Source organism: Streptomyces similanensis, from assembly GCF_039543625.1.
Taxonomy (GTDB): Bacteria; Actinomycetota; Actinomycetes; order Streptomycetales; family Streptomycetaceae; genus Streptomyces; species Streptomyces similanensis.
The window spans coordinates 1-21,067 of sequence record NZ_BAABKC010000136.1 but is presented as its reverse complement, the minus strand read 5'-3'; the positions used below and the strand labels follow the sequence as shown (position 1 = coordinate 21,067).

The following is a 21,067-nucleotide window of genomic DNA, read 5'->3' as shown; positions in this document are numbered from 1 at the left end:
AGTGGGTGGAGCGGTGCCGGGCGAACTCGTCGAGTTCGACGAAGGAGTCCTCGTCCAGGAGGAGTTCGACGCGTTCACGGGCCGTCAGTTTGCCCTTGGCGTGCTGCTTCTCGACGGCGCGTGCGGAGCCGGCGTGCGTCGCTTCCTGGATGCGCCGCTGAAGGTCCGCGAGTTTCCCCGCGGTGGTGTGGAGGTCGATGTCGGTCACGGGCTGCACCACCGGGTCTCGTCGGTCGGAAGGCTATCTGGTACTTGATCTCTGTAATACGGTACTCAGTACCGTTGAGCGGGGCAAGTGGCCACCAGGGGCCACGACGGGAGAGGATGTGCGGTCATGAGCAAGCCACCGGCGCGGATCCGACTCGCGGACGCCGCCTTCGCCCTCTTCGACGAGCGCGGATACGAGCAGACCACCGTCGACGACATCGCCGAACGGGCCGGAGTGGGACGGACCACATTCTTCCGGCACTACCGGTCCAAGGAAGCGGTCATCTTCCCCGACCACGACCGGCTGCTCGAACTGATCCGCGACCGGCTGGCGACCTCCAGCCACCGCACCGCCCTCGTCGCCGTCTCGGACGCGGTCCGCCTGGTCCTGCTGCACTACATCGAGGAGGGCGACCTCGCCCGCCGCCGCTACGCCCTGACCAGCAAGGTGTCGGCCCTGCGCGACCGCGAGATCGCGAGCGTGGCCCGCTACCAGCGGCTGTTCCGCGAGTTCATCGCCGACTGGATGGGCGACCCGACGAAGTCGGCGTCGCTGCGCGCCGAGCTGATGGCGGCCTCCGTCGCCGCCGCCCACAACCACGTGCTGCGCCGCTGGCTGCGCGGCGAGTCGGCGGATCCGGTGACCGAGCTGGACGAGGCGATGGGCGAGGTGCTCGCCCTGTTCCCGGCGCCGGGCGCCCCGGCGGACGGCGACGGCGGCGGCACCACCGTGGTCGCCTTCCGCACCGGCCAGGACCTCGACGCGCTGCTGCCCTCGCTGCGGCGCCTGGTCGAGGGCGGGACGGGGCGCTGAGACGCGACGACGCCGGCCTCCGGGACCGTGGACGGGGCGGGGCGGTCCCGGAGTCCGGTGTCGGTGTGCCGCCGTGCCCGGCGGCGACGGGACAGCCGGCCGGGCGCCGGCCGGAGAAGGCGGCGAGCCTGGCGACGGCGGGTGTGACGTGCTCGTCCTTGTCGTACGGGGACACGGCGCTGACGGTGGCGACGGCCTTGACGCGGCGGTCGGTCCGCGCGGCGAAGGGCACGTAGCCGCCGGAGGCGCAGCTGCCCAGGGCGCCGACGCGGTCCGGGGTGCGAGACGACCGCCGCCGGCAGGGGCACGCCGGGTCTGCGGAAGCCGAGAGGTAGCTCCGACTTCTCCGTTCCGTCGATGTCAACGCGCTCGCGCCGGAGGCGAGTCGGACGCCGGGCGAACTCCAACTCGCTGCGGCGCATGGCGGGTATCCGCCGTTCCGTCCCGGGTTCAGGGTGTCGAACGCCCGGACGGGGAAGTCGGCATGGGCCACCGCGTTCCACCGAGCCCGAGGACACCGCCGATGAGCCATCTCCCGGTCCTGCCGACGCGGACCCGGACAGCAGGGCCCGAGACCCACCGCGCGACGGAGGGCAGGTGAACGACGACACCGACCGGCAGCGCACCCGCGAGCGCGCGTCCCGCTCCGCGCGAGGCGGCACGTCCCCGAACCGGGCCGCGACGGGCGCCGCGACGCGGCCCCGCCCCGCGCGACGCGGTACGGCCCTCGCCGTCTACCTGGCCTCCGCCACCCTGGTCCGCTCCGCGAGCGGCGGCGCGCCGGTCGGCCTGGTCTCCCTCACCCTCGCCCGGCACCCGCACGGCGGCGCGACCCTGGGCAGCGTCCTGGCCGCCCTGCTGATGATCCCGAACGTCGCCGGCCCGTGGCTGGCCCGGCGGCTCGAAGGCGCCCGCGACACAAGGGTGTTGCTGGCCGTCGCGTTCGCCGTGCACGGGCTCGCCCTGGCCGGCGGGTCCCTGCTGCTCGGCCGCGCCGCCACACCCGTGGTGGCGGCGCTGATCACGCTCGGCGGGCTGGCCACCCCGCTGATGACCGGCGGGCTCAGCAGCCGCCTGGCCCCGCTCGTCGGCGGTGACGAGCGGGCGCAGCGCCGCGCCGAGGGCTGGGACTCCGCCACCTACGGCGTCAGCAATGTCATCGGGCCCGCGGCGGTCGCGGTGCTGGCCGGTGTGACCGGACCGCTCGCCGCGATGGTCGCGCTCGGCGCGGCGGCCGTGCTGGCCGGGCTGCTGCTCGTCCTGCTGCCCCGGGAGCGGGGCGCGGGCGGGCCCCGGGGCGAGGCCCTGACGGTGCGCGAGGCGCTGCGCGTGGTGGTCACCCGCGGGCCGCTGCGGCGCGTCATGGTCGCCACCATGCTCACCTCGGTCAGCACCTCGGGCGTGATGGTGATCGCCGTCGTCTTCGGACGGGCGCTGCACCACTCGGCGGGCGCGGGCGCCGCACTGGGCGCGGCCTACGGCGTCGGCAACCTGTGCGGCGCGCTGCTGACCGCGGTCTTCCCGCTGCGGGGCGAGCCGGAGCGGCTGGCGGTCCGGCTGATCGGCGCCAACGCGGTGGCCGTCGGGCTGTGCGCGGCCGCGCCCGACTACGCGATCGCCGTGGTCACCTTCGCCCTGGCCGGCGCGACCAGCGCGGTCCTGTTCACCGCGACGCTCGCCGTGCGGTCCGTGTACGCGCCGCCCGCCGCCCGCGCGCAGGTGTTCGTCACGATGGCCGGCTGCAAGATGGTCGCCGGTGCGGCGGGCACCGCGCTCGCGGGCACGCTCTCGGGCTTCGATCCGCGGCTGGCCCTGGCCGTCGGCTGCCTGGTGGTGACCGCGGCCGTCGGCACGGCCCGGCTCGACCGCCGCCTGACCCGGGACGCACCGTCCACGTCGGACGGGGCACCGCTCCCGGCGTCCGAGGCGGCGGAAGAGTCCGTCGCCCCCCGCGCGACTCCGCCCGCCTGACCGGTGCCACTTGTGCACGGTCGGTCGTCCCGCCCGGTGGCCGTGCCCGGCGCGACCGCCGCTCTGACCGCGCAGGACAGGGCGCCGCTTCCCGGGTCCCCCACGGCGGGGGAATGGCGGGGCCGGACCGAGGATCTGCCGCTGGAGCGGGCCGCTGAGGCGCACCGCCGTATCGAGTCCGGCGCCACCACGGGCAAGCTCGTGCTGGAGGTCGCGGCGCCGCGACCCGCGCCGTAGGTCGAGCCGCTCCGTCAGCGGTGAACCCTGCTGAGGCTTCGGATTCCCTGACGCGTCAGCCGTGGGCCGTGCCGGAGCGGGTCGAGGTGATCACGACGGATGGGTACGAGCAGCCGGGCGGTCACGGAGGAGGCGACCTGTGCCGAGGGCGGAGAAGCTCCCGGGAGCGACCACCACCGACCACAGGTACGGAGCCCGCACGTGCCCGCCGCCCCCGTGGTGCTCAGCCCCCTCTCAACCCGTGTAGAGTGGTGTCAACGCCGCGGGGTGGAGCAGCTCGGTAGCTCGCTGGGCTCATAACCCAGAGGTCGCAGGTTCAAATCCTGTCCCCGCTACGAGAAGGAGAAGGGCCCGGAGACATCCGGGCCCTTCTTCGTGCGCGGCCGCTGTGCCGCCCGGCTCGTACCCGGCGGCCCGCTCAGCGCGGCGAGCCGAGCCGGCCCTTCGATGCGGCGAGCAGTTCGGGCACCGTCACCAGCTTGCTGCGGGGTCTGCCGCCCCGGCTGCCGCGGGCCAGCTCGGCCCGTTCGATGGCGGCCAGGCCCCGCGCGTCCACGAGGTGACCGCTGCGCCGCCGCACCAGCCGCTGGAACGCCCGGGCCGAGTGTTCCGGTGCGGGCAGCGCACCGGCGACGGCGTCGGCGAGGAGCGTCCCGACGGTCTCCGCGGCACACGCCCGGTTCGCGCCGATGCCGCCGGAGGGACCGCGCTTGATCCACCCCACGACATACGCGCCCGGCTTCCCGGCCACCCGCCCGGCCTCGTGCGGCACGGTGCCCGTCGCCGCGTCGAACGGCAGCCCCGGCACCGGCACGCCCCGGTAGCCGATCGCCCGCAGCACCATGCCCGCCCCGATCTCCGTCCCGCCGTCGCCCCCGGTGACACGTATGCCGCGCACCGCGCCGTCCCCGCACACCTCCTCGGGCGCGGAGTGGAAGCGGAACACGATCCGGCGCTCGCCGTCCGCGGCCGGCGGCCGCGTCCAGTCGACCCGCTCGCGGACGGCGTCGCGCAGCAGGGCGGCCTTGTCCTGCGGGCCGGCCGCGGCCAGCGCCTCGGCGATGCGCGGATCGTGGTCGTCCACGACCAGCTCGACACCGGGCAGATGGCTCAGCGCCAGCAACTCGGGCCGGGTGCAGGCGGCGTGCTCGGGACCGCGCCGGCCGAGCAGCACCACCTCCCGCACGCTGCCCGCGCGCAGCGCCGCGAGCGCGTGGTCGGCGATGTCCGTGCCGGCCAGCTCGTCCGGGTCCGAGACCAGGATGCGGGCGACGTCCAGGGCGACGTTGCCGGTGCCGACCACCACGACGCGCCCGGCGGACAGATCGATCCCGTCGGGGGCGCCGTCCGGGTGGCCGTTGTACCAGGCGACGAACGACGTGGCCGAGACGCTGCCCGGCAACTCCTCGCCCGGAACGTCCAGTCGGCGGTCACCGGAGGCGCCCACCGCGTAGACGACGGCGTCATGGTGCGCGGCGATCTCCTCGACCGTGACGTCCTTGCCGACCTCGGCGCCCAGCAGCATCCGGACCCGCGGATGGGTGTGGAAGCGGGCGAAGGACTCGCCGATCCGCTTCGTCGCCGGATGGTCCGGCGCCACGCCGTAGCGCACCAGGCCGCCGGCCACCGGGAGCCGGTCGATGAGCGTCACCTCGGCGTCGGTGTGCAGCAGCAGGTCCTCGGCGGCGTACATGCCGGCCGGGCCGGTGCCCACGACGGCGACGCGCAGCCGGCGGAAGTCGGCGGGCAGCGTGCGCGCGAACGCCGGGGCGCCCCAGGGATGGAAGTTGGGGCTGTCGCCGGCGACCGGCGCCGGCTCGGCGTCCGCGTAGTACGCCGCGTTGACCTCGGCGTACCGCGCCTGCGCGCCGGTCAGCCGGTCGGCCGGCGAGATCGCGTCCACCGGGCAGGCGTCCGCGCAAGCGCCGCAGTCGATGCAGGACTTGGGGTCGATGTACAGCATCTCCGTGCTGCCGAAGGCGCGTTCCTCCGGCGTCGGGTGGATGCAGTTGACCGGGCAGACGGCGACACAGGTGGCGTCCGAGCAGCAGGTCTGGGTGATGACGTAGGTCATGGCGGCCGGTCCGGTTCAGATCAGGTGGGCGCGCTTGTAGAACGCGAGGGCGGGCCGGGTGAGCAGCCGGGCGGAGGCGAGGAAGCTCATCAGCCCCGAACAGCTCGACCGCATCATCGACTTGTGGTGCTGGTTGGCCTTCGCCTCGGCGATGGCGCGGGCGCTGTCGAGCCCGGCGTTGGCGTACACCTTCTTGTTCACCATGCTGGTGACGATGACGTAGGAGGCGACGGCGATCACGAAGGCGTGGATCTGCCGGCGCACCCAGCCCGCCTTCTCCAGGCGCTGGAGCGTCTCCTCACGGGCGAACTTCATGTGCCGCGATTCCTCGACGACGTGGATGTTGTTGATGGTGCGCACGAACGGCACCACCCGCTCGTCGCGCATCCAGTCGCGCTGCATCACGTCGAGCACCTCCTCGGCCACCAGGATGGCGGCGTAGGCGGCCTCGCCGAAGGCGACCGTCTTGAAGGCGCGGCCCAGTTCGACGGCGGCCCGGCGCGGCCGGTACGCCGGCGCGCCCAGCTTCTTGGCGCCGCGGGCGAACATGATGGAGTGCCGGCACTCGTCGGCGACCTCGGTCAGCGCCCACTGGAACTCGGGGTCGGTGGGGTCCTTGGCGTAGATGTCCCGCAGCACCAGCTGCTGGAGGATCATCTCGAACCAGATGCCGGTGCTGGCCACCGAGGCGGCCTCCTGCCGGGTCAGCTCCTTGCGCTGCGCCTCGGTCATCTCGTCCCAGTACGCGGTGCCGTAGAGCGTGCTCCACTCCGGGCTCGCGCCGTGGTAGCCCTTGTCGAGCGGCGTCTCCCAGTCGACCTCCGCCTGCGGGTCGTAGGAGAGCGTCGCCGAGGAGTCGAGCAGGCGCTGCGCGACGGCGGAGGCGCGCGACGGCTGGACTTCCGGTCGTACGGTACTGCTGGCCATCTGAGCTCCTTGGGTCGACAGGCGCGGCACCTGGGTCGCCGACGAGGGTCGTCGCTCGTGGGTCCGCGCCCCGGCGCACGCACGTACGCCGGCCCACGACCGCGAAGGCGCGCGGCGCCGGCTCGGTCGGCGGTACCGGGGTCACCGGGACACGACGGAGGCGCCACCGCTTGTTAGACTGAATGTATAACAAGCGATGGCGCGTGCCTACCCCCGAGTAAGGAGCCGTACGGCCCCTTCTCGCCCCAAGGAGTGGGGGAGCTGGAGAAGGGCGAGGTCAGGCCGCCGACAGGGAGACCTCAGTCGACTTGAACAGCGCGGTGACGGCGGAGCCCTCCGCCAGGCCCAGATCGGCGACCGCGTCCTGGGTGATCGCGGCGGTCAGCTCGGCGCCCTCCACCGCGACCCGCACCGAGGCCATGGCGGCGCCCGTGGCGATCTCGCGCACCGTGCCGGGCAGCCGGTTGCGGATGGACAGGCCCTCCACCGGGCCGGTGGCGAGCGCGACCTCCGTGGCCTTGACCAGGGTGCGCACCGCGGACCCCTCGTCGAGGCTCAGGTCCTCGACGGCGTCCCGGGTGACGGCGGCGGTCACGATCTGCCCGCCGCCCAGGCGCACCCGGACCGTCGCCATCGCCTCGCCCCGGGTGACGGAGGTGACGGTGCCGGGGAGCTGGTTGCGGATGCTCAGACTCATGGTGGACGCCTCGCAGGGTACGGGGGCTCGGTTCGCCTTCGCTGGATGATGTGCGGCCCACGGTAGTCCGGCGACGGCGGCGCCGCGCGGCCGTCATCCGGTCGGCGCAGGCGACGAGCGGAGGACGGCGGTTCCGGTCTAGCCTGGCAAAGCCTTGTGCTGACAGGACGACAAGGCGTGGGCGGCCCCGCACTTCTGCGCCCTGGACAGGGGCCGCCCCACTTCCCGTCTCCCGTGCGTACCCGTGCGCACACATGCGCTATGCTCGATCCAGAGCCGGTCGCCGCAACTGCGGTGAACCGACCGCGCGTTGGTGGTCCAAGGAAAGACGCCCCGCTTCCTGCGGGGAAATGCAGGTGCAAGGCCTGCCCGGCGCTCCACAGCAGCCCCGCCTCCGGCATCCGGAGGTGGGGCTGTCGTCTGTGCGGGGGCGGCGGCCCCGGTCAGCTTCCGACGTACCAGGTGAAGCCGCCGTTGGACGCGGCCACGGCCAGCAGCACGAAGAAGATGACCAGGTCGACGATGCCCAGGACGATGCCCGCCTTGGCCATCCCGCGCCCGCCGCCCGCGCCCGCCGTCTGCCGCAGCGCGATCCCGCCGAAGATGATGGCCAGCGGGCCGAGGACGACGTTGAGGAAGAACAGACCGACGATGCCGCAGACCAGACCTGCGACCGCCAGGCCGTTGGTGCGCGAACCGGAGGACGCGGCGGAGGGGTTGCCATAACCCGACATCAGATACTCCCGGAGTAGGTGTGGGCCGAGTGCGCGCGCCCCAGGGGCCCACGCCGGCTTTACTTTTCCTTCACCACCCGGATGCCCCGGCAGCCAACGAGCATGCGCGCTCGCGCAGTTACGGCTTCGGTGCCTCCGTCCGTGCGGCCACCTGCTCGACGCCGGCGCCTTGGAGCAGGCGTTCGACGGGGATCTCCGGCCGCTTGCCTTCCCGCACGCTGTTCACGCCGTTCCGTCCCTCGGGATCCCGGGCGCCGGTGTACGACCCCGCTTCCTGCGGTGGCGGTCGAGGCCGACCGGGACCAGCCTCATAGACACGCGACCCCGCACCCGCACCCGCTCCGGAGCACCCCACGGCAATCCCGAGCAACCCCGAGCAATCCCGAGCAATGGAGACACACGTATGACCCCGACCGGACTCGTCGACGTCCACGCCCACTTCGTCACCGACGGCTATGTGGGCGCGGCCCGGGCCGCCGGCATCGAGCATCCCGACGGCATGCCCGGCTGGCCCGACTGGAGCGTGGCGGCGCACCTCGACCTGATGGAGCGTTCGGGCATCGAGAAGTCCTACCTGTCGATCTCGTCCCCGGGCGTGCACTTCGGGGACGACGGCGCGGCCCGCGCGCTGGCCCGCGAGGTCAACGAGTTCGGCGCCCGCGTCCGCGCCGAACACCCGCGGCACTTCGGCCACTTCGCCTCCCTGCCGCTGCCCGACGTCGAGGGCGCGCTCGCCGAGGCCGCCCACGCGCTCGACGTGCCGGGCGCGGACGGCGTCACGGTGGAGAGCAACCACCACGGCGTCTACCTCGGCGACCCGCGCCTCGAACCGCTCTGGGAGGACCTGGACCGGCGCGGCGCCGTCGTCTTCGTCCACCCCACCTCGCCGCCGCACGCCGACGACCTCGCCCTGGGCCGCCCCCGGCCGATGCTGGAGTTCCTCTTCGACACCGCCCGCACCGCGAGCGACCTGCTCTTCCGCGGCGTCCTCGGCCGCCGGCCGCGCATCCGGTGGGTGCTCACCCACGGCGGCGGAGCGCTGCCGCTGCTCGCCGACCGGATGGAACTCTTCCGCACCCACTTCGGCGAGGGCCCCGAGGACGCGCCGGGCGCGGTGGAACAGCTCGGCCGCCTCTGGTACGACATGGCCGGCACGCCCTTCCCCCGCCAGATCCCGGCCCTCGACGCCGCCTTCGGCACCGAACGCCTCCTCTACGGCAGCGACTACTGCTGGACGCCCGCCGAGGCCGCGCTCGCGCAGGTCGCCACCGTCGACGCCGCGCCCGCCCCGGCCGACGCCGCCACCTGGCGCGACCTCACCACCCGCAACGCGCACCGCCTCTTCGCCGCGGACGCGCGGTGACCGCGGCCTCGCACGGAGGAGGAACGCCATGCCGGACATCGACACCGTCACCGCCGACCTCGCCTCCTTCACCCGCCTGGCGCCTGGCCCGGCGCGGCCACGACCTCACCGACGACCTGCTCGGCGACGACCGGCCGGCGCGCACGGCCGCCTTCTACGCCGACACCCTGGCCCGGCTCCGGGCCGCCCGCCGGAGCCGGGCGGGGGCGCCGGGGCCGCGCCGCGCACCGGGGGTCGCGCGCTCAACGCGTCCGCGGACCGCCGACGAGCAGGGCGCGCACCCGCTCGAACTTGTCACTGACCACTCACCCTGTCGGCGGCAGATCGCACGCCAGCAGGCCGGCCAGGGTGGCGGTGGCCGCGTCCGGGCCGGCGCCGCGCCAGGCGACCACGTGGTCGGGCCGGAGCAGCGTCAGACCGTCCGGGGCGAGGAAGTCCGCCGTGCTCCGGTGGACGGCGAGTGCGGCCGCGTACGGACCCGGGATGGTGAGGCGGTCGGGGACGCGGGCGCTGGGGCCCGCCAGCAGGGCCCAGTGCGGCCCGGCCAGGTCCAGGGTGGAGCGGGTGCGCCGCTCGTCGAGCCAGCGGTGCGGCACCCGGGTGCCGACGCGCCCGGCCGGGGCGAACTCGGTGACCGGCTCCGGGTCCGCGGCGTCCGCCGGGCCGGGCGCGAGCGCCCCCTCGGTGTACTGGAAGCCGCCGGCCGCCAGCACGTAGGGGTGGGCGAGGGTGGGATCGGGCGGGGCGGCCGGGTCGCTCAGCGCCTGGCTGCGCCGGCTGGACTGGTCGGCGGCGAACCACCCCGCCGGTCGGCGCTCGGTGTCGTAACTGTCCAGCAGGGCCGGGGCGGCCCGCCCGCGCAGGACGGCGGCGAGCTTCCAGCCCAGGTTGTGCGCGTCGGCTATGCCGGTGTTGGCGCCGCTGGCCGCGAACGGCGGCATGACGTGTGCGGCGTCGCCGGCCAGGTGGACGAGCTGGTGGGTGTAGCGGTCGGCGACGCGCATCTCGGCCCGCCACGGCAGCACGCTCAGGACCTCCAGGCCGGGCGCCGGCACGCCGAGCACGGTGCGCAGCAGACGCGGCCAGTCGCGGCCGGCGGTGTCGCCCGCCGTCATGAACACCCACCGGTGCCGGCCGTCGACCGAGGCGAGCGGGCCGGGCGCGTCGGGGTGGTCGAGCCGGCAGAGGTTGAAGGCGCGGTCGCGGACGACGTCGCCGAGGTCGGCCCGGAAGTAGACGCTGACGCTCGGCTCGCCGACCGGGCCCCGGCCCGACCGGCCGATGCCGAGGGCCGCGCGCACCGGGCTGCGGGCGCCGTCCGCGGCCACCAGGCGGCGGCAGCGCAGCCGTTCCCGGCGGCCCGTGGTCCGGTCGAGCAGGGCGGCGACCACCTCGCCGTCCTCGGGCCGCTGTGCGAACGAGATGAGTTCGGCGCCGAACCGCACCGTCGCGCCCGCCGCCACCGCGGCCTCGCGCAGCACCGGCTCCAGGGTGTCCTGGGCGATCAGGCACGGCGGCTCCGGGCTCACCTCGACCTCCGAGCCGGCCGGCCCCGACGGCCGCCACAGCGGGAGGAGTTCGGCCTCGGCGAGCGTGCGTCCGGCGGCCATGCGATCGTGCCCGGCGAGATCGCGGGCCGCCTCGTGCACCGCCCGCGCCAGGCCGAGTTCGCGGAAGACCTCCATGCTCCGCACATGGAAGCGCCGCGCCTTGGGCTGGGGCGAGGTCGTCGCCCGCCGTTCCACGAGGGTGACCGCGAGCCCGTGGTGACGGCAGACCAGCGCGGCCGTCAAACCCACCAGGCCGCCGCCCACGATCAGCACCTCGGTCGTCGGTGTACGTTGTCCACTCATGGTGTACAACGTACACGACGTAGGGTTCGGTCACCATGACTCCTTCCGACGACCGGCCTCCGACCGGCGGACTCGTATGGTTCGACGAGCCCGCGCCCCCGCGCGCCACCGAGCAGCTGAGCCGGGAGCGGATCGTGGCCGCCGCGCTGGAACTCGCCGACCGCGAACCGACCGGCGAGATCACCATGCGCGCCCTGGCGGCCCGGCTCGGCGTCCGCAGCCCGATGGCCCTCTACCGCTACGTCGGCAGCAAGGACGGACTGGCCGATCTGATGGCCGACGAGGTCTACGGCCTGATCCGGGCGGCGCGCGGCGAGGGCTGGCGGGCGGCGCTCGACACCCTCGGCCGCACCGGCTGGCAGGCCGTGCGCGCGCACCCCTGGTTCGCCCGGCTCGCCTTCAGCCGCCCCCCGCTCGGCCCCCACGCCCTGCGCCTGTACGACGACGCGCTCGCCGAACTCGAACCGCTCGGCCTGGACGCCGCCACCCGCATGGGCTTCGTCAACACGGTGCTCGGCCACGTCCTCGGCTCCGGACTCGCGCTCCTGGAGGAACGGGCCATGCGCGCCCGCGCCGGCCTCGCCTCCGACCGCGACCTGGGCGCCGCCGCCGCCCCCTACCTCGAACGCGTCGCGGCCCGGGGCGGCCACCCCCACTTCAGCCGCTGGGCCGCCGACCCCGCACGGCACGCCCCGCCGCCCCAGTCCTTCGAACGCGTCCTCGACTGGCTCCTCGACGGCCTCGCCACCCAGCTCGCCGACTAGCTCGCCGACTAGCTCGCCGACCGGCGTCCGGGCCGCTCAGCCGATGGTCACCACCCGCGCCCACGACGGCGGGGTGTCCGGGACGTAGTCCGGGTCGTGCTCGTCGGCGGCCCCGGCGGGGCGCGGGAAGAGGCCGACGACCGTGCGGCAGGACGGCTGGGCGGAGGGCCACGGCGTCTGGCCGTCCGTCAGGGCGACGATCACGTCCGGACGCGGCCTCGTCCGCAGCGCCCGCTCGAACCCCGAGCGCAGGTCCGTGCCCCCGCCGCCGATCAGCCGCATGCTCTCGGCCCGGCACAGCGGCACGGCGACCCCGGCCGCCGCGTCGCAGGAGATCACCGAGACCAGATCGCGCCGGCCGCCCACCGCCCGCGCGATCGCCGCGACCTCCAGCAGCGCGCCGCCCAGCTCGGCGTCGCTCACCGACCCCGAGGTGTCGATCACCACGCACACCCGGGGCGGCGTACGGCGCAGACTCGGCAGCACCACTCCGGGCAGCGAGGCCGAACGCCGCGACGGCCGCCGGTAGCTGTGGTTCTCGCCCGCCCCCGGCGCGCCCGCCGCCGCGCGCACCGCCGCGCCGAGCAGCTGCCGCCAGGGCTGCGGCGGGTGGAACGCCTCGTCCGCCCATCTGCGCCAGCCGTCCGGCGCACTGCCCGGCCGGCCCTTGATCCCCTCGGCGACCCGGAAGCGGACCGCGTCCCGCTGCTGCCGGGTGAGGCCGTGCGCCCCGTCCGGTCCCAGCTCCCAGGGCCGGGCCTGCCCGTCGGCGCCGCTGCCGCAGTCCAGCCAGGCCAGCTCGGCGGTACGGGCGGACAGCGACGCCGTGCGCAGATACTCCTCCATCAGCAGCCCCGTCGGCAGACGTAGCAGCGACGGCAGCACCGCGCCGGCCGGCAGCGGAAGCCCGCGGCCGTAGATGTCGTCGTTGATCTCGAAGTCGGCGGCGATGTTCCGGCGCAGCCTGCCCGAGCCCTCGGCCGCGCAGCCGCCCGGCCCGCGCCGCCCGCCGGGCCCGGGCTCCGCCTCGTACTGCCGCGCGTACCGCTCGCCCCGCCCGTGGTGATCGCGCAGCAGGTGGGACACCTCGTGCACCCACACGCCCGCGAGTTCCGCCAGCGGCATCCGGGCGACGAAGCCGGGGGAGACGTAGCAGCGCCAGTGCGCGTCCACCGCCATCGTCGGCACCGACCGGTCCTCGACCACGTGCAGCGCGAAGAGCGCGTCGGCGAGGTACGGCCGCACCTTCACCGCGTGCAGCCGGGCGGCCAGCAACTTGTCCATGTCGAGCGGCAGCAGGGGTGCGTCGGTGGTCCGCACGCCTGCCGTGTCCGCGGTGCCCGCCGTGTCCGCCACGTCGCGGGGACCGCCCGGCGTCCCCGGCGGGACGACCCGTACGGACCGCGGCGGCGCGGACCGGGACGGCGGCCGTGGCGGTGCGGGGCGTGGCGCCGGCGGGAGTCGGTGTCGCGGGGTCTGCTGAGTTCGGGGCTGGGACGGCGGGGTCCGCTGCGTCGGGCGGTGGTCCGCGGGAGGCGTCATCGGGGGGCGGGCTGGTGGAGTCTGCCCAGGTCGGGGATGGTCTGTGGTGGGTGTGATCGGTGGGCGCGCCGGTGGAGCCTGCCCAGGTCGGGGGTGGTCTGTGGTGGGTTCGGTCGAGGGGCGGAGCGGCGGGGCCTGCTGCGGTCCGGGGTGTTCCGTGGGCGGACTCATCGGCGCGCACCCGTCGCGCGTCCCGCGCCGGCCGCCGCCGCGACGCGCTCCACGGAGCGGTCCGCACGCCGGGCGAGCCCGACCACCGCGGCCAGCCGCTCCACCGCCTCGGGCACCTCCCAGTCGTCGCGCCGCAGCGCGGCCAGCGTCGTCGCCGGGGCGACCAGCAGGTCCGGCGCACCGGTCTCCAGCGCCCGCACCAGCACCGCCCAGCCCGCCTCCCACCTCGCCCGCTCCGGCCGCGCCCCGACGGCGGCCACCACCGCCTCCAGCGCCGCCTGCCGCAGATCGCCGCGTTCCGGCAGCTCGGCGGCGCCCGGATCCGCCAGCAGCGACTCCGGGTCCGGCAACTCCATCCGGTCCAGATGGGCGAGGAGTTCGAGCCCCGGCCCGTCGCCCACCGCGCCCCGCACCAGCAGCGCCAGCACGTCCCGGGAGACGCCGGCCGCCGTGCCGAAGGCGAGCAGCGTCAACGCGGCCTCCCAGCTCCGCGGCGAGGGCCAGGCGCCGCCACGCCGTGTCTCGCTGTTCGGCAGCCGGTGGATCAGCGTCGGCCGCGCCTCCAGGAAGCCGCAGACCGCCCGCCGGGCGAAGGCCACCGCCTCCGGCAGCCGCCCGGCGATCAGCCGGGGCAGCTCCGCCCGGGGCCAGACGCCGCCCAGCCCGCGCACCACCACCTCCCGGTCGTGCACCCAGTACAGGTGCACGAACCGGTTGGCCAGCGGCGGGCTCAGCTCCCAGCCGTCCGCCGCCGAGGCGCGCGGATTGGCGGCCGCCACGATCCGCACCCCCGGCGGAAGCCGCAGCGCGCCCACCCTCCGCTCCAGGACCACCCGGAGCAGCGCGGCCTGCACGGCCGGGGTGGCGGTGGACAGCTCGTCCAGGAAGAGCAGTCCGCGCCCGGCCCGCACCAGCTCGACCGCCCACTGCGGCGGAGCCATCGGCACCCCCTCGACCGCCGGGTCGTCGCCCACGATCGGCAGCCCGGAGAAGTCGGACGGCTCGTGGACGCTGGCGATCACGGTGGTCAGCGGCAGGTCGAGGGAGGCGGCGAGCTGGGTGAGGGCGGCGGTCTTGCCGATGCCCGGCTCGCCCCACAGCAGCACGGGCAGATCGGCCGCGACGGCCAGCGTGAGCGCCTCCAACTGCTCGTCGGGACGCGGCTCGGTGGTGGTCGTCCGCAGCAGGGACAGGAGGTCTTCGGCGACGGAGAGTCGAGCGCCGGTGGCGGTACGTGAGGACACAGGGCATCACCTCGGGTGGGAGAAGGGAGCGGGACAGCGCGTCCCGGAGGAAAAGGGTGGGTCGAGGGCGTGCCACGCCCAAGACCCGGGTCAAGGAGGGGAGTCGGAGACGGCCGGTCAGTCGGGCAGGGCCAGGCGCGGCCGGGTCCGGCTGCCGCGCCTGCTGCGGATCTCGGGCGGCGTACGGCGGTTGATCCGGTGACGGCGGTCCGCCCCGCCACGCCCCGTACCCGAGCCGCCCCCTGCCGCACCGGTGGACGGGTTCCCGCCCACCAGGCCCGACCGAAACAGCCCGTGGTCGACACGGCGGGCCGCGGCGGACTCCAGTTCCGTCCGCAGTGGCCCGTCGCGCAGCACCGCGCCGGGCCCGAGCAGCCCCTCGACCACGGCCAGCGCCCCGGCGACATCACCGTGGCCGAGCCGCTCCCGTACGGCGGGCAGCGCCTCCGGACTGCGGTGCGCCGCGTCGATCGCGCGCAGGCAGGGCAGCCCCGGGCCGCCGAGCGCCACCAGCAGCTCCTCCCGGCGCAGTTGGGCGAGGTCGTGATCGACCGCCGTCAGCACTCCGTCCCGCAGCGCGATCCGGTGGACCTCGCCCCGGCACTCCACCCGGTGCGGATCGCCCGGTTCGGGCGCGGCGGCGGCTGCCTGCTGCCGGTCGCAGCCGGCCAGCGCCGGGGCGACGAGCGGATGCAGGCGGCCGGCCGTGATCAGACCGGCCCGCAGCAGCTCCAGGTCCGGCAGGACCCGGGCCGCCGCCTCCGGCAGCACCGGAAGCGCCGCGACCCGCTGCGGCGGCAGTTCCTCCCGCAGCGGCCGGAAGGAGGGGACGTGGCCGTCGTCGGGGGCGACGAGTTCGAGCACCGCCGGGCCGCGCGCACCGAGCCGTACCGTGAAGGCGCCGCGCGGCCGCCCCTCCGCCCGCAGCAGTGACTCCGCCTCGGCGGCCCAACGGTTCGTCGCCCACGGCGAGTCGGGGTCGACGGGCGGATCGGACCGGACGGCGGACACCGCGTCCGCGCCGCACCGCAGCGCCAGCTCGCCGCTGCGGCCGGAGTCCCACAGGTGCCGGTGCAGATCGAGCCGGAACCGCCGGTCGGGGTGTGGATGCGGGTGTGAGCACGGGTGTGCGGGCGGGCGGCGTCCCGGGCGCCCCGGGGGGCCGGCACCCGGCCCCTCCCACAGCGCCAGCGACATCCGCTGTCCCGCGTCCGCCCAGGCCGGTGGTGTCCGCACCACCAGAGCGGGCGGCACGGCGCCGGAGCGCGGGTAACGGGCCAGACAGAGGGTGACGCCGGGGCGGAGCCGCCCGTCGGGGGCGATCCGGGGCATGTGCCAGCGCAGCAGATCCGGCGCCAGACGGCGCAGGTCGGCGCGGAGGAGCCGGACGAGATCGGTGCCGTGGCGGTCGCGCACGGCGCGCAGATCGAGATCGACGTCGATGCGGGCGGCGGCGCACGCGCCCGCCCAGTCGCCGACCACACGCCGTGCGGTCGCGGTCTCGATCATGGACGGTGGCACGGCGTACTCGCGTACGCGCTGCCACATCAACAGGCGGGTCGGAATCGCGGACGGAAGGTGAGGTGCCATCAGCACTCACCTTGCGTGGACGATTCCCCCCATCCGAACGAGGAGGAGTTCTTCATCGCCGACATCTAACCACACCGTCGCCGAAGTCCCTCCTGATTAAATGAAGTCCCGCCCCTGTCACAGTAGTTGACGTCTGCGACATGACGAGGGCGTGATGCATGCCGTTGAGGTGCCCGTGTCGGACGGGGCCGGGACGAGCGAATGGCCCGGGTCCGGATCCGCGAGGCGGGCGACTCGCCGGTGCCGGTGCCGGTGCCGGTGCCGGTGGGGCGCGGGGTGCGCTCCGTCGCGCGGGCCGGGACGCCTCCCTCCGCGGCGGACGCCGGCCGCACTGGCGTACGACGGCCGGGTGCGGCTGCGGGACGTGGACGGCGGACGGTGGCTGCCCGACCTCACCGTCACCGGGGTACTCCGGCCGGGCGCGTTCTCCTCGCCGGACACGCCGAGCGTGCAGAGCGCCGAGAACGACTACGTCGTCTGGACTGTGATGGTCCGTCAGGAGCGGTACGGGGTTCGCGCCGGCGGCCGGGGCGACCGGGGACATCAGCGGCGACGGGCGGCACAACGGAGGGCGTCTGCCCCCAGGTGGCTTCCTGATCCCGCCCCGTCAGTCCCGGCTGGGCACCGGCCGGTCGTCGCCGACGGCGGTCGCGCAGGTCACCGGCGCGCCGTCGGCTCCCGCCGGGGCCGCGTCGTGCGGCGTGACCGGTTCCCGGGCGCCGCGCGGCGTGGCGGTGCGCACGACGCGGGACCGGCTGTGCAGCCGCAGCGAGACGCTCACCAGGGCGATCGCCACCAAGGTCATGGCCGCGCCCGCCCAAGCGGTGGAGGCGAAGCCGAAGCCCGCGTCGATCACCGTGCCGCCGAGCCAGGGGCCGCCGGTGTTGCCCAGGTTGAACGCGGCCGTCGTCGTCGCGCCGGCCAGCGTGGGCGCGGCGCCCGCCACGTTGAACATCCGCGCGTTGAGCGCCGGGGCCGTGTAGAACGCGGAGAAGCCGAGCAGGAACGACAGGGCGATCGCGGCCACCGGGCTCGACGCGAACAGCGCCAGGGAGACCAGCAGCACGGTGGAGGCGCTGATGCCGGAGAGCAGCACGCCGAACAGGTGCGCGTCGGCGACCCGTCCGCCGACCGTCGTGCCGACCAGCGCACCGACGCCGAAGAGCGCCAGCACGGTCGGCACCCAGCCGTCCGCGAGGCCGGCCACGTCGGTGAGCAGCGGCGCCAGGTAGGAGAAGGCGCAGAACACGCCGCCCGCCGCCAGCGCGGTCACGCCGATGGACAGCCACACCTGCCGGTCCCGGTAGATCGCCAGCTCGCCGCGCAGCGCCGAGTGCCGCTCGGGCAGCGGGATGCGCGGGATCCGGGTCAGCACGCCGACCAGCGCGATCGCGGACGCCACCGCCACCGCCCAGAACGCCGACCGCCAGCCCAGGTGCTCGCCGAGGAACGCGCCGGCCGGCACGCCCAGCACGTTGGCGATCGACAGTCCGCCGATCATCACCGCCATCGCGCGGGCCCGCGAGGTCACCGGCACCATCGCGATGGCGACGGACGCGCCGACCGCCCAGAAGCCGGCGCAGGCCAGGGCGCTCACCACCCGCGAGACGAACAGGATGTCGTACGTGGGCGCCAGCGCGCCCGCGACCTGGCCGAGGCCGAACACCGAGATCAGGGCGAGGAGCGTGGTCTTGCGCGGCAGCCGCAGCGTCGCCGCGGCGAGCAGCGGCGCGCCGACCACCATGCCGATCGCGAACGCCGATATCAGCAGTCCGGCGCGCGGGATGGACACGTCCATGTCCTCGGCGATGGGCGGCAGCAGCCCGGAGAGCATGAACTCGCTCGTGCCGAGCGCGAACACGGACAGACCGAGGATGTAGACGGCGAGCGGCATGCGGGGTGCCGGGGGCCGTGCGGAAGATGCGCGCATGACAGGTGCCAACGACGCTCTCGCTCCCGTCATTCCCCGCGCCCTCCCCCGCACGCCCGGCGGCGGCCCGTCAACACACGGTTCGGCGCACGGTTCAGTACACGGTGATGTCCCAGTGGTTGCCCTCGTCGCAGTACAGGTTGCCGGAGGCGGCCTGCCACTGCGGGTAGCCGTCGCCGCGCAGTCCGATGTAGGTGAAGCTGTTCTTCACGTAGGAGTCCAGGCACGAGTTGTGCGAGGTGTCCACCTTGTAGCCGTTGTAGTGGCTGTAGGTGCCCGAGGCGTGTCCCACCTCCGTGCCGCCGGTGATGTTGATGGCACACCCGCTGGCCCGCTTGAGGGTGACCATGGCGTCGACGGTGCCCGAGTTGATCTGGTCGAACGACGTACAGGTGGAGTTGGAGCGCGTCGTGCAGTGACCGCTGGAGCTCCAGGTGATGCCCGCGGCGCTGAGCTTGCTCGCCGCGGCGGACTGGCTCATCTTGGTGCCGCTGGCGTCGGCCTCGGGCGCGAGGAAGGCCAGGGAGGCCAGGGCGAGGGCGGCGGGGACGAGGACTCTGCGAGCGTGCATGTTTCCTCCGGTGGGGTGGGCGGGGGACCGCGCCGGCGCAATGTACACGACAAGTCGGTGTGTGGTGAAGACCGCCTCCCGGGCCGGCCTCCGGCCTTCCCGGGCCCGGCCTCCGGCCTTCCCGGTTCGGTGCCCGGAGCACGGGTATTCGGCACCTATGGGATTTACGGCAGCTATGGGTTTCATGGACGGAAAAGGCCGCACGCGCGGCTCCGGCCGGGGCAGGGCCGGAGCGCTGGGGGCCGCCGCCGGGGCCGCGACGGCCGCGGGGCTGCTGCTCGGGCGCAAGGCGGTGAGCATCGCCAGGACCGGCAAGGGGCACCCCCTCAAGCACCGGGCGCTCGATCTGGCGGCCGGCGCCATCCAGCCGAAACATCCGCTGGACGCGATGAGCACGTACCTCAACGGCTTCCACATGTACGCCGACGACATGGGCCGGCAGGTGGAGGCCAGCCACTTCTGCGTCCACCTGCGACACGACCTGCACCAGTGCGTCATCTTCGACCGCAACGCGCCCGACGCCCGCCTCATCGGCATCGAGTACATCATCACCGAGGAGCGCTTCCGCGCCCTGCCCGAGGACGAGAAGCGGCTGTGGCACAGCCACCACTACGAGGTGAAGTCCGGCATCCTCACCGCCCCGGGCATCCCGGACCTGGCCGAACACGCCTACTTCCAGGACCTGGTGACGACCTACGGCAAGACCTTCCACACCTGGCAGTACGACCGCGACGGCGACTTCCCCTACGGGATCCCGCAGCTGATGATGGGTCTGACGGCGGACGGGCAGGCCGACGAGGCGCAGATCCACGCCCGCGACCGCAGGCTCGGCCTCTCCACACCGCACAAGCGGGACAACCGGGCCGACATCCCGACACCGGAGGTGGCGCCCGGAGCCAACCCGTGGGAGAGCGGCCGGACCGTACAGACCCGGCTGGAGGAACTGGACTTCAGGCGGTAGCCGCGCCCGCGCCCGCCGCCCCGCCCGAACACCCGCCTCCCACCAGGCCGTAGGCTCGCCGGGACGAGGGATATGGGGGGCGGCAGCCGATGACGTACGCGACCGAGGTGTTCCAGCCGTTGCAGGCGGACGACCCGCCCGTGGTGGGCGGCTACCGGCTCGCCGCCCGGCTCGGCGCGGGCGGCATGGGCCGGGTCTACCTCTCGCACACGCAGGGCGGGCGGCCGGTGGCCCTCAAGGTGGTCCGGCCGGAACTGGCCGACGACCCCGCCTTCCGGCAGCGGTTCGGCCGGGAGATCAAGGCGGCCCGGCGGGTCCGCGGCGCCTACACCGCCGAGTTGATCGACGCCGACGCCGACGGAGCGCCGCCCTGGCTGGCCACGCTGTACGTGCCCGGCCCCTCCCTCACGGAGGCCGTCGCCCGGCGCGGGCCGCTGCCGACGCCGGCGCTGCTGTGGCTCATGGCCGGCGTCGCCGAGGCCCTCCAGGCCATCCACGGCGTGGGAATCGTCCACCGGGACCTGAAGCCGTCGAACGTCCTGCTGGCCGCCGACGGACCACGCGTCATCGACTTCGGCATCTCGCTCGCCTCCGGCGTCACCGCGCACACCGCCACCGGTGCCGCCGTCGGCACGCCCTCGTTCATGGCCCCCGAGCAGGCCTCCGCCGACCAGGTCACCGCGGCCACCGACGTCTTCGCGCTCGGTCAGACGGCCGCCTTCGCGGCGCTGGCCGAGCCCCTGTACGGCGACGGTCCGGCGGTCAGCGTGCTGTACCGGATCGTGCACAGCGCACCCGACCTGACCCGGCTGCCCGCCGAGCTGCGTCCGCTGCTCGCCCGCTGCCTGGCCGCCGACCCGGCGGACCGCGCCACCCCGGCCGAGATCGTGCGGTGGTGCCGGCGGCAGCTCGACCAGGACGGTGCGCGGGAGGCGGCGCCGGCCGTATGGCGCGAGATCACCGGGGCGGACGCCGCACCCCCGGCGCCGGGCCCCGTACCGACGCCGCCCCGGGGCGCGGTCCTGCCGACGGTTCCGACACCGTCCGGGGGCGCGGTCCTGCCGACGGTTCCGACACCGCCGTGGGGCGCGGTCCTGCCGACGATCCCGGCCCCGAGCCCCGTACCGGGTGGTCCGGTGCCGGCCCCGACGCGGGTGGGCGCGCCGCCGGCCTGGCCCTCGCGGCCGCCGGAGCCCGGGGCGCGGCGGCCCCGCAGACGGCGTACCGCGCTGATCGCGGCCGCCGCGGTGGCGGGCGGCGCGGTGCTGGTGACGAGCTGGGCGTGGACCGTCATGGACGCGACCGACCGGTTCCGCCACCGGGGTACGACCGCCGCCACGTCGTCCGGCCGCGCGGTGGCCGCCCGGTCGGCGGACCCGCGGGCCACGGCGTCCGCGCGGACCGCGGCGTCCTCGGC

The 21,067-nt window shown here is 75.1% G+C and carries 18 protein-coding genes and 1 tRNA gene; 8 read left to right on the top strand and 11 right to left on the bottom strand.

Annotation, left to right across the window (positions count from 1 at the left end):
- A partial coding sequence (locus ABEB07_RS36860) for a carboxyl transferase domain-containing protein (RefSeq protein ID WP_345672420.1) occupies nucleotides 1–208 on the bottom strand: 208 nt, incomplete at its 3' end.
- Nucleotides 209–334: 126 nt separating this feature from the next.
- On the opposite strand from ABEB07_RS36860, the gene ABEB07_RS36855 reads away from it, so the two are divergent.
- The 4 genes from ABEB07_RS36855 to ABEB07_RS36835 all read left to right on the top strand — a co-directional run bounded on the left by ABEB07_RS36855 (nucleotide 335) and on the right by ABEB07_RS36835 (nucleotide 3,564).
- Complete coding sequence (locus tag ABEB07_RS36855) at nucleotides 335–1,021, top strand: TetR/AcrR family transcriptional regulator (protein ID WP_345672419.1); 687 nt, start codon at nucleotides 335–337, stop codon at nucleotides 1,019–1,021.
- Nucleotides 1,022–1,618: 597 nt separating this feature from the next.
- A complete protein-coding gene (locus ABEB07_RS36845) occupies nucleotides 1,619–2,992 on the top strand; it encodes an MFS transporter (protein ID WP_345672418.1) in 1,374 nt (457 codons plus the stop codon).
- A gap of 42 nt (nucleotides 2,993–3,034) precedes the next feature.
- Nucleotides 3,035–3,229, top strand: coding sequence for a zinc-binding dehydrogenase (locus ABEB07_RS36840; protein ID WP_345672416.1), 195 nt, complete (start codon nucleotides 3,035–3,037; stop codon nucleotides 3,227–3,229).
- Nucleotides 3,230–3,490: 261 nt separating this feature from the next.
- Nucleotides 3,491–3,564 (top strand) — tRNA-Met (locus ABEB07_RS36835).
- Nucleotides 3,565–3,647: 83 nt separating this feature from the next.
- Here the strand turns inward: ABEB07_RS36835 and ABEB07_RS36830 are convergent.
- From ABEB07_RS36830 to ABEB07_RS36815, 4 genes are all read right to left on the bottom strand, one after another.
- A complete protein-coding gene (locus ABEB07_RS36830; RefSeq protein ID WP_345672414.1) occupies nucleotides 3,648–5,303 on the bottom strand; it encodes an FAD-dependent oxidoreductase in 1,656 nt (551 codons plus the stop codon).
- A 15-nt stretch (nucleotides 5,304–5,318) separates the two neighbouring features.
- A complete protein-coding gene (locus ABEB07_RS36825) occupies nucleotides 5,319–6,230 on the bottom strand; it encodes an AurF N-oxygenase family protein (RefSeq protein WP_164584170.1) in 912 nt (303 codons plus the stop codon).
- 277 nt (nucleotides 6,231–6,507) lie between these two features.
- Nucleotides 6,508–6,927 carry a TOBE domain-containing protein gene (locus ABEB07_RS36820; protein WP_164584171.1) on the bottom strand — a complete coding sequence of 140 codons (420 nt, stop codon included), beginning with the start codon at nucleotides 6,925–6,927 and terminating at the stop codon, nucleotides 6,508–6,510.
- Between the two features lie 443 nt (nucleotides 6,928–7,370).
- On the bottom strand, nucleotides 7,371–7,661 hold the full coding sequence (locus ABEB07_RS36815) for a DUF4190 domain-containing protein (protein WP_164584172.1): 291 nt from the start codon (nucleotides 7,659–7,661) through the stop codon (nucleotides 7,371–7,373).
- 403 nt (nucleotides 7,662–8,064) lie between these two features.
- Here ABEB07_RS36815 and ABEB07_RS36810 point away from each other — a divergent pair, with 403 nt between their 5' ends.
- Nucleotides 8,065–9,024, top strand: a complete 960-nt coding sequence (locus tag ABEB07_RS36810) for an amidohydrolase family protein (RefSeq protein WP_345672413.1) — start codon at nucleotides 8,065–8,067, stop codon at nucleotides 9,022–9,024.
- 305 nt (nucleotides 9,025–9,329) lie between these two features.
- Here ABEB07_RS36810 and ABEB07_RS36805 read toward each other — a convergent pair whose 3' ends face one another.
- Complete coding sequence (locus ABEB07_RS36805; protein WP_345672412.1) at nucleotides 9,330–10,877, bottom strand: FAD-dependent monooxygenase; 1,548 nt, start codon at nucleotides 10,875–10,877, stop codon at nucleotides 9,330–9,332.
- A 35-nt stretch (nucleotides 10,878–10,912) separates the two neighbouring features.
- On the opposite strand from ABEB07_RS36805, the gene ABEB07_RS36800 reads away from it, so the two are divergent.
- Nucleotides 10,913–11,641, top strand: coding sequence for a TetR/AcrR family transcriptional regulator (locus ABEB07_RS36800; protein WP_345672411.1), 729 nt, complete (start codon nucleotides 10,913–10,915; stop codon nucleotides 11,639–11,641).
- Nucleotides 11,642–11,677: 36 nt separating this feature from the next.
- On the opposite strand, the gene ABEB07_RS36795 is transcribed toward ABEB07_RS36800, so the two are convergent.
- The 5 genes from ABEB07_RS36795 to ABEB07_RS36775 all read right to left on the bottom strand — a co-directional run bounded on the left by ABEB07_RS36795 (nucleotide 11,678) and on the right by ABEB07_RS36775 (nucleotide 18,689).
- Nucleotides 11,678–12,925, bottom strand: a complete 1,248-nt coding sequence (locus ABEB07_RS36795) for a vWA domain-containing protein (protein ID WP_345672422.1) — start codon at nucleotides 12,923–12,925, stop codon at nucleotides 11,678–11,680.
- 425 nt (nucleotides 12,926–13,350) lie between these two features.
- A complete protein-coding gene (locus tag ABEB07_RS36790; RefSeq protein ID WP_176147369.1) occupies nucleotides 13,351–14,598 on the bottom strand; it encodes an AAA family ATPase in 1,248 nt (415 codons plus the stop codon).
- Nucleotides 14,599–14,715: 117 nt separating this feature from the next.
- Nucleotides 14,716–16,188, bottom strand: a complete 1,473-nt coding sequence (locus ABEB07_RS36785) for a hypothetical protein (RefSeq protein ID WP_345672410.1) — start codon at nucleotides 16,186–16,188, stop codon at nucleotides 14,716–14,718.
- Nucleotides 16,189–16,795: 607 nt separating this feature from the next.
- Nucleotides 16,796–18,082: a Cmx/CmrA family chloramphenicol efflux MFS transporter gene (locus ABEB07_RS36780; protein WP_345672421.1), complete on the bottom strand. Its 1,287-nt coding sequence runs from the start codon at nucleotides 18,080–18,082 to the stop codon at nucleotides 16,796–16,798.
- Nucleotides 18,083–18,212: 130 nt separating this feature from the next.
- The gene (locus tag ABEB07_RS36775) at nucleotides 18,213–18,689 is read right to left on the bottom strand and encodes a hypothetical protein (protein ID WP_345672409.1); all 477 of its coding nucleotides are present in this window, start codon (nucleotides 18,687–18,689) and stop codon (nucleotides 18,213–18,215) included.
- Between the two features lie 184 nt (nucleotides 18,690–18,873).
- On the opposite strand from ABEB07_RS36775, the gene ABEB07_RS36770 reads away from it, so the two are divergent.
- Together ABEB07_RS36770 and ABEB07_RS36765 are read left to right on the top strand one after the other, a co-directional pair.
- Nucleotides 18,874–19,650, top strand: coding sequence for an OBAP family protein (locus tag ABEB07_RS36770; RefSeq protein ID WP_345672408.1), 777 nt, complete (start codon nucleotides 18,874–18,876; stop codon nucleotides 19,648–19,650).
- Between the two features lie 89 nt (nucleotides 19,651–19,739).
- On the top strand, nucleotides 19,740–21,067 hold a 1,328-nt coding region (locus tag ABEB07_RS36765; protein WP_345672407.1), incomplete at its 3' end, for a serine/threonine-protein kinase.

Excerpts from the sequence above, each read along its gene's own strand:
- ABEB07_RS36855 (WP_345672419.1), top strand. The coding sequence starts at position 335 with ATGAGCAAGCCACCGGCGCGGATCCGACTCGCGGACGCCGCCTTCGCC.
- ABEB07_RS36830 (WP_345672414.1), bottom strand. The coding sequence starts at position 5,303 with ATGACCTACGTCATCACCCAGACCTGCTGCTCGGACGCCACCTGTGTC.
- ABEB07_RS36825 (WP_164584170.1), bottom strand. The coding sequence starts at position 6,230 with ATGGCCAGCAGTACCGTACGACCGGAAGTCCAGCCGTCGCGCGCCTCC.
- ABEB07_RS36820 (WP_164584171.1), bottom strand. The coding sequence starts at position 6,927 with ATGAGTCTGAGCATCCGCAACCAGCTCCCCGGCACCGTCACCTCCGTC.
- ABEB07_RS36815 (WP_164584172.1), bottom strand. The coding sequence starts at position 7,661 with ATGTCGGGTTATGGCAACCCCTCCGCCGCGTCCTCCGGTTCGCGCACC.
- ABEB07_RS36810 (WP_345672413.1), top strand. The coding sequence starts at position 8,065 with ATGACCCCGACCGGACTCGTCGACGTCCACGCCCACTTCGTCACCGAC.
- ABEB07_RS36805 (WP_345672412.1), bottom strand. The coding sequence starts at position 10,877 with ATGAGTGGACAACGTACACCGACGACCGAGGTGCTGATCGTGGGCGGC.
- ABEB07_RS36800 (WP_345672411.1), top strand. The coding sequence starts at position 10,913 with ATGACTCCTTCCGACGACCGGCCTCCGACCGGCGGACTCGTATGGTTC.
- ABEB07_RS36795 (WP_345672422.1), bottom strand. The coding sequence starts at position 12,925 with ATGGACAAGTTGCTGGCCGCCCGGCTGCACGCGGTGAAGGTGCGGCCG.
- ABEB07_RS36785 (WP_345672410.1), bottom strand. The coding sequence starts at position 16,188 with ATGGCACCTCACCTTCCGTCCGCGATTCCGACCCGCCTGTTGATGTGG.
- ABEB07_RS36780 (WP_345672421.1), bottom strand. The coding sequence starts at position 18,082 with ATGCCGCTCGCCGTCTACATCCTCGGTCTGTCCGTGTTCGCGCTCGGC.
- ABEB07_RS36775 (WP_345672409.1), bottom strand. The coding sequence starts at position 18,689 with ATGCACGCTCGCAGAGTCCTCGTCCCCGCCGCCCTCGCCCTGGCCTCC.
- ABEB07_RS36770 (WP_345672408.1), top strand. The coding sequence starts at position 18,874 with ATGGACGGAAAAGGCCGCACGCGCGGCTCCGGCCGGGGCAGGGCCGGA.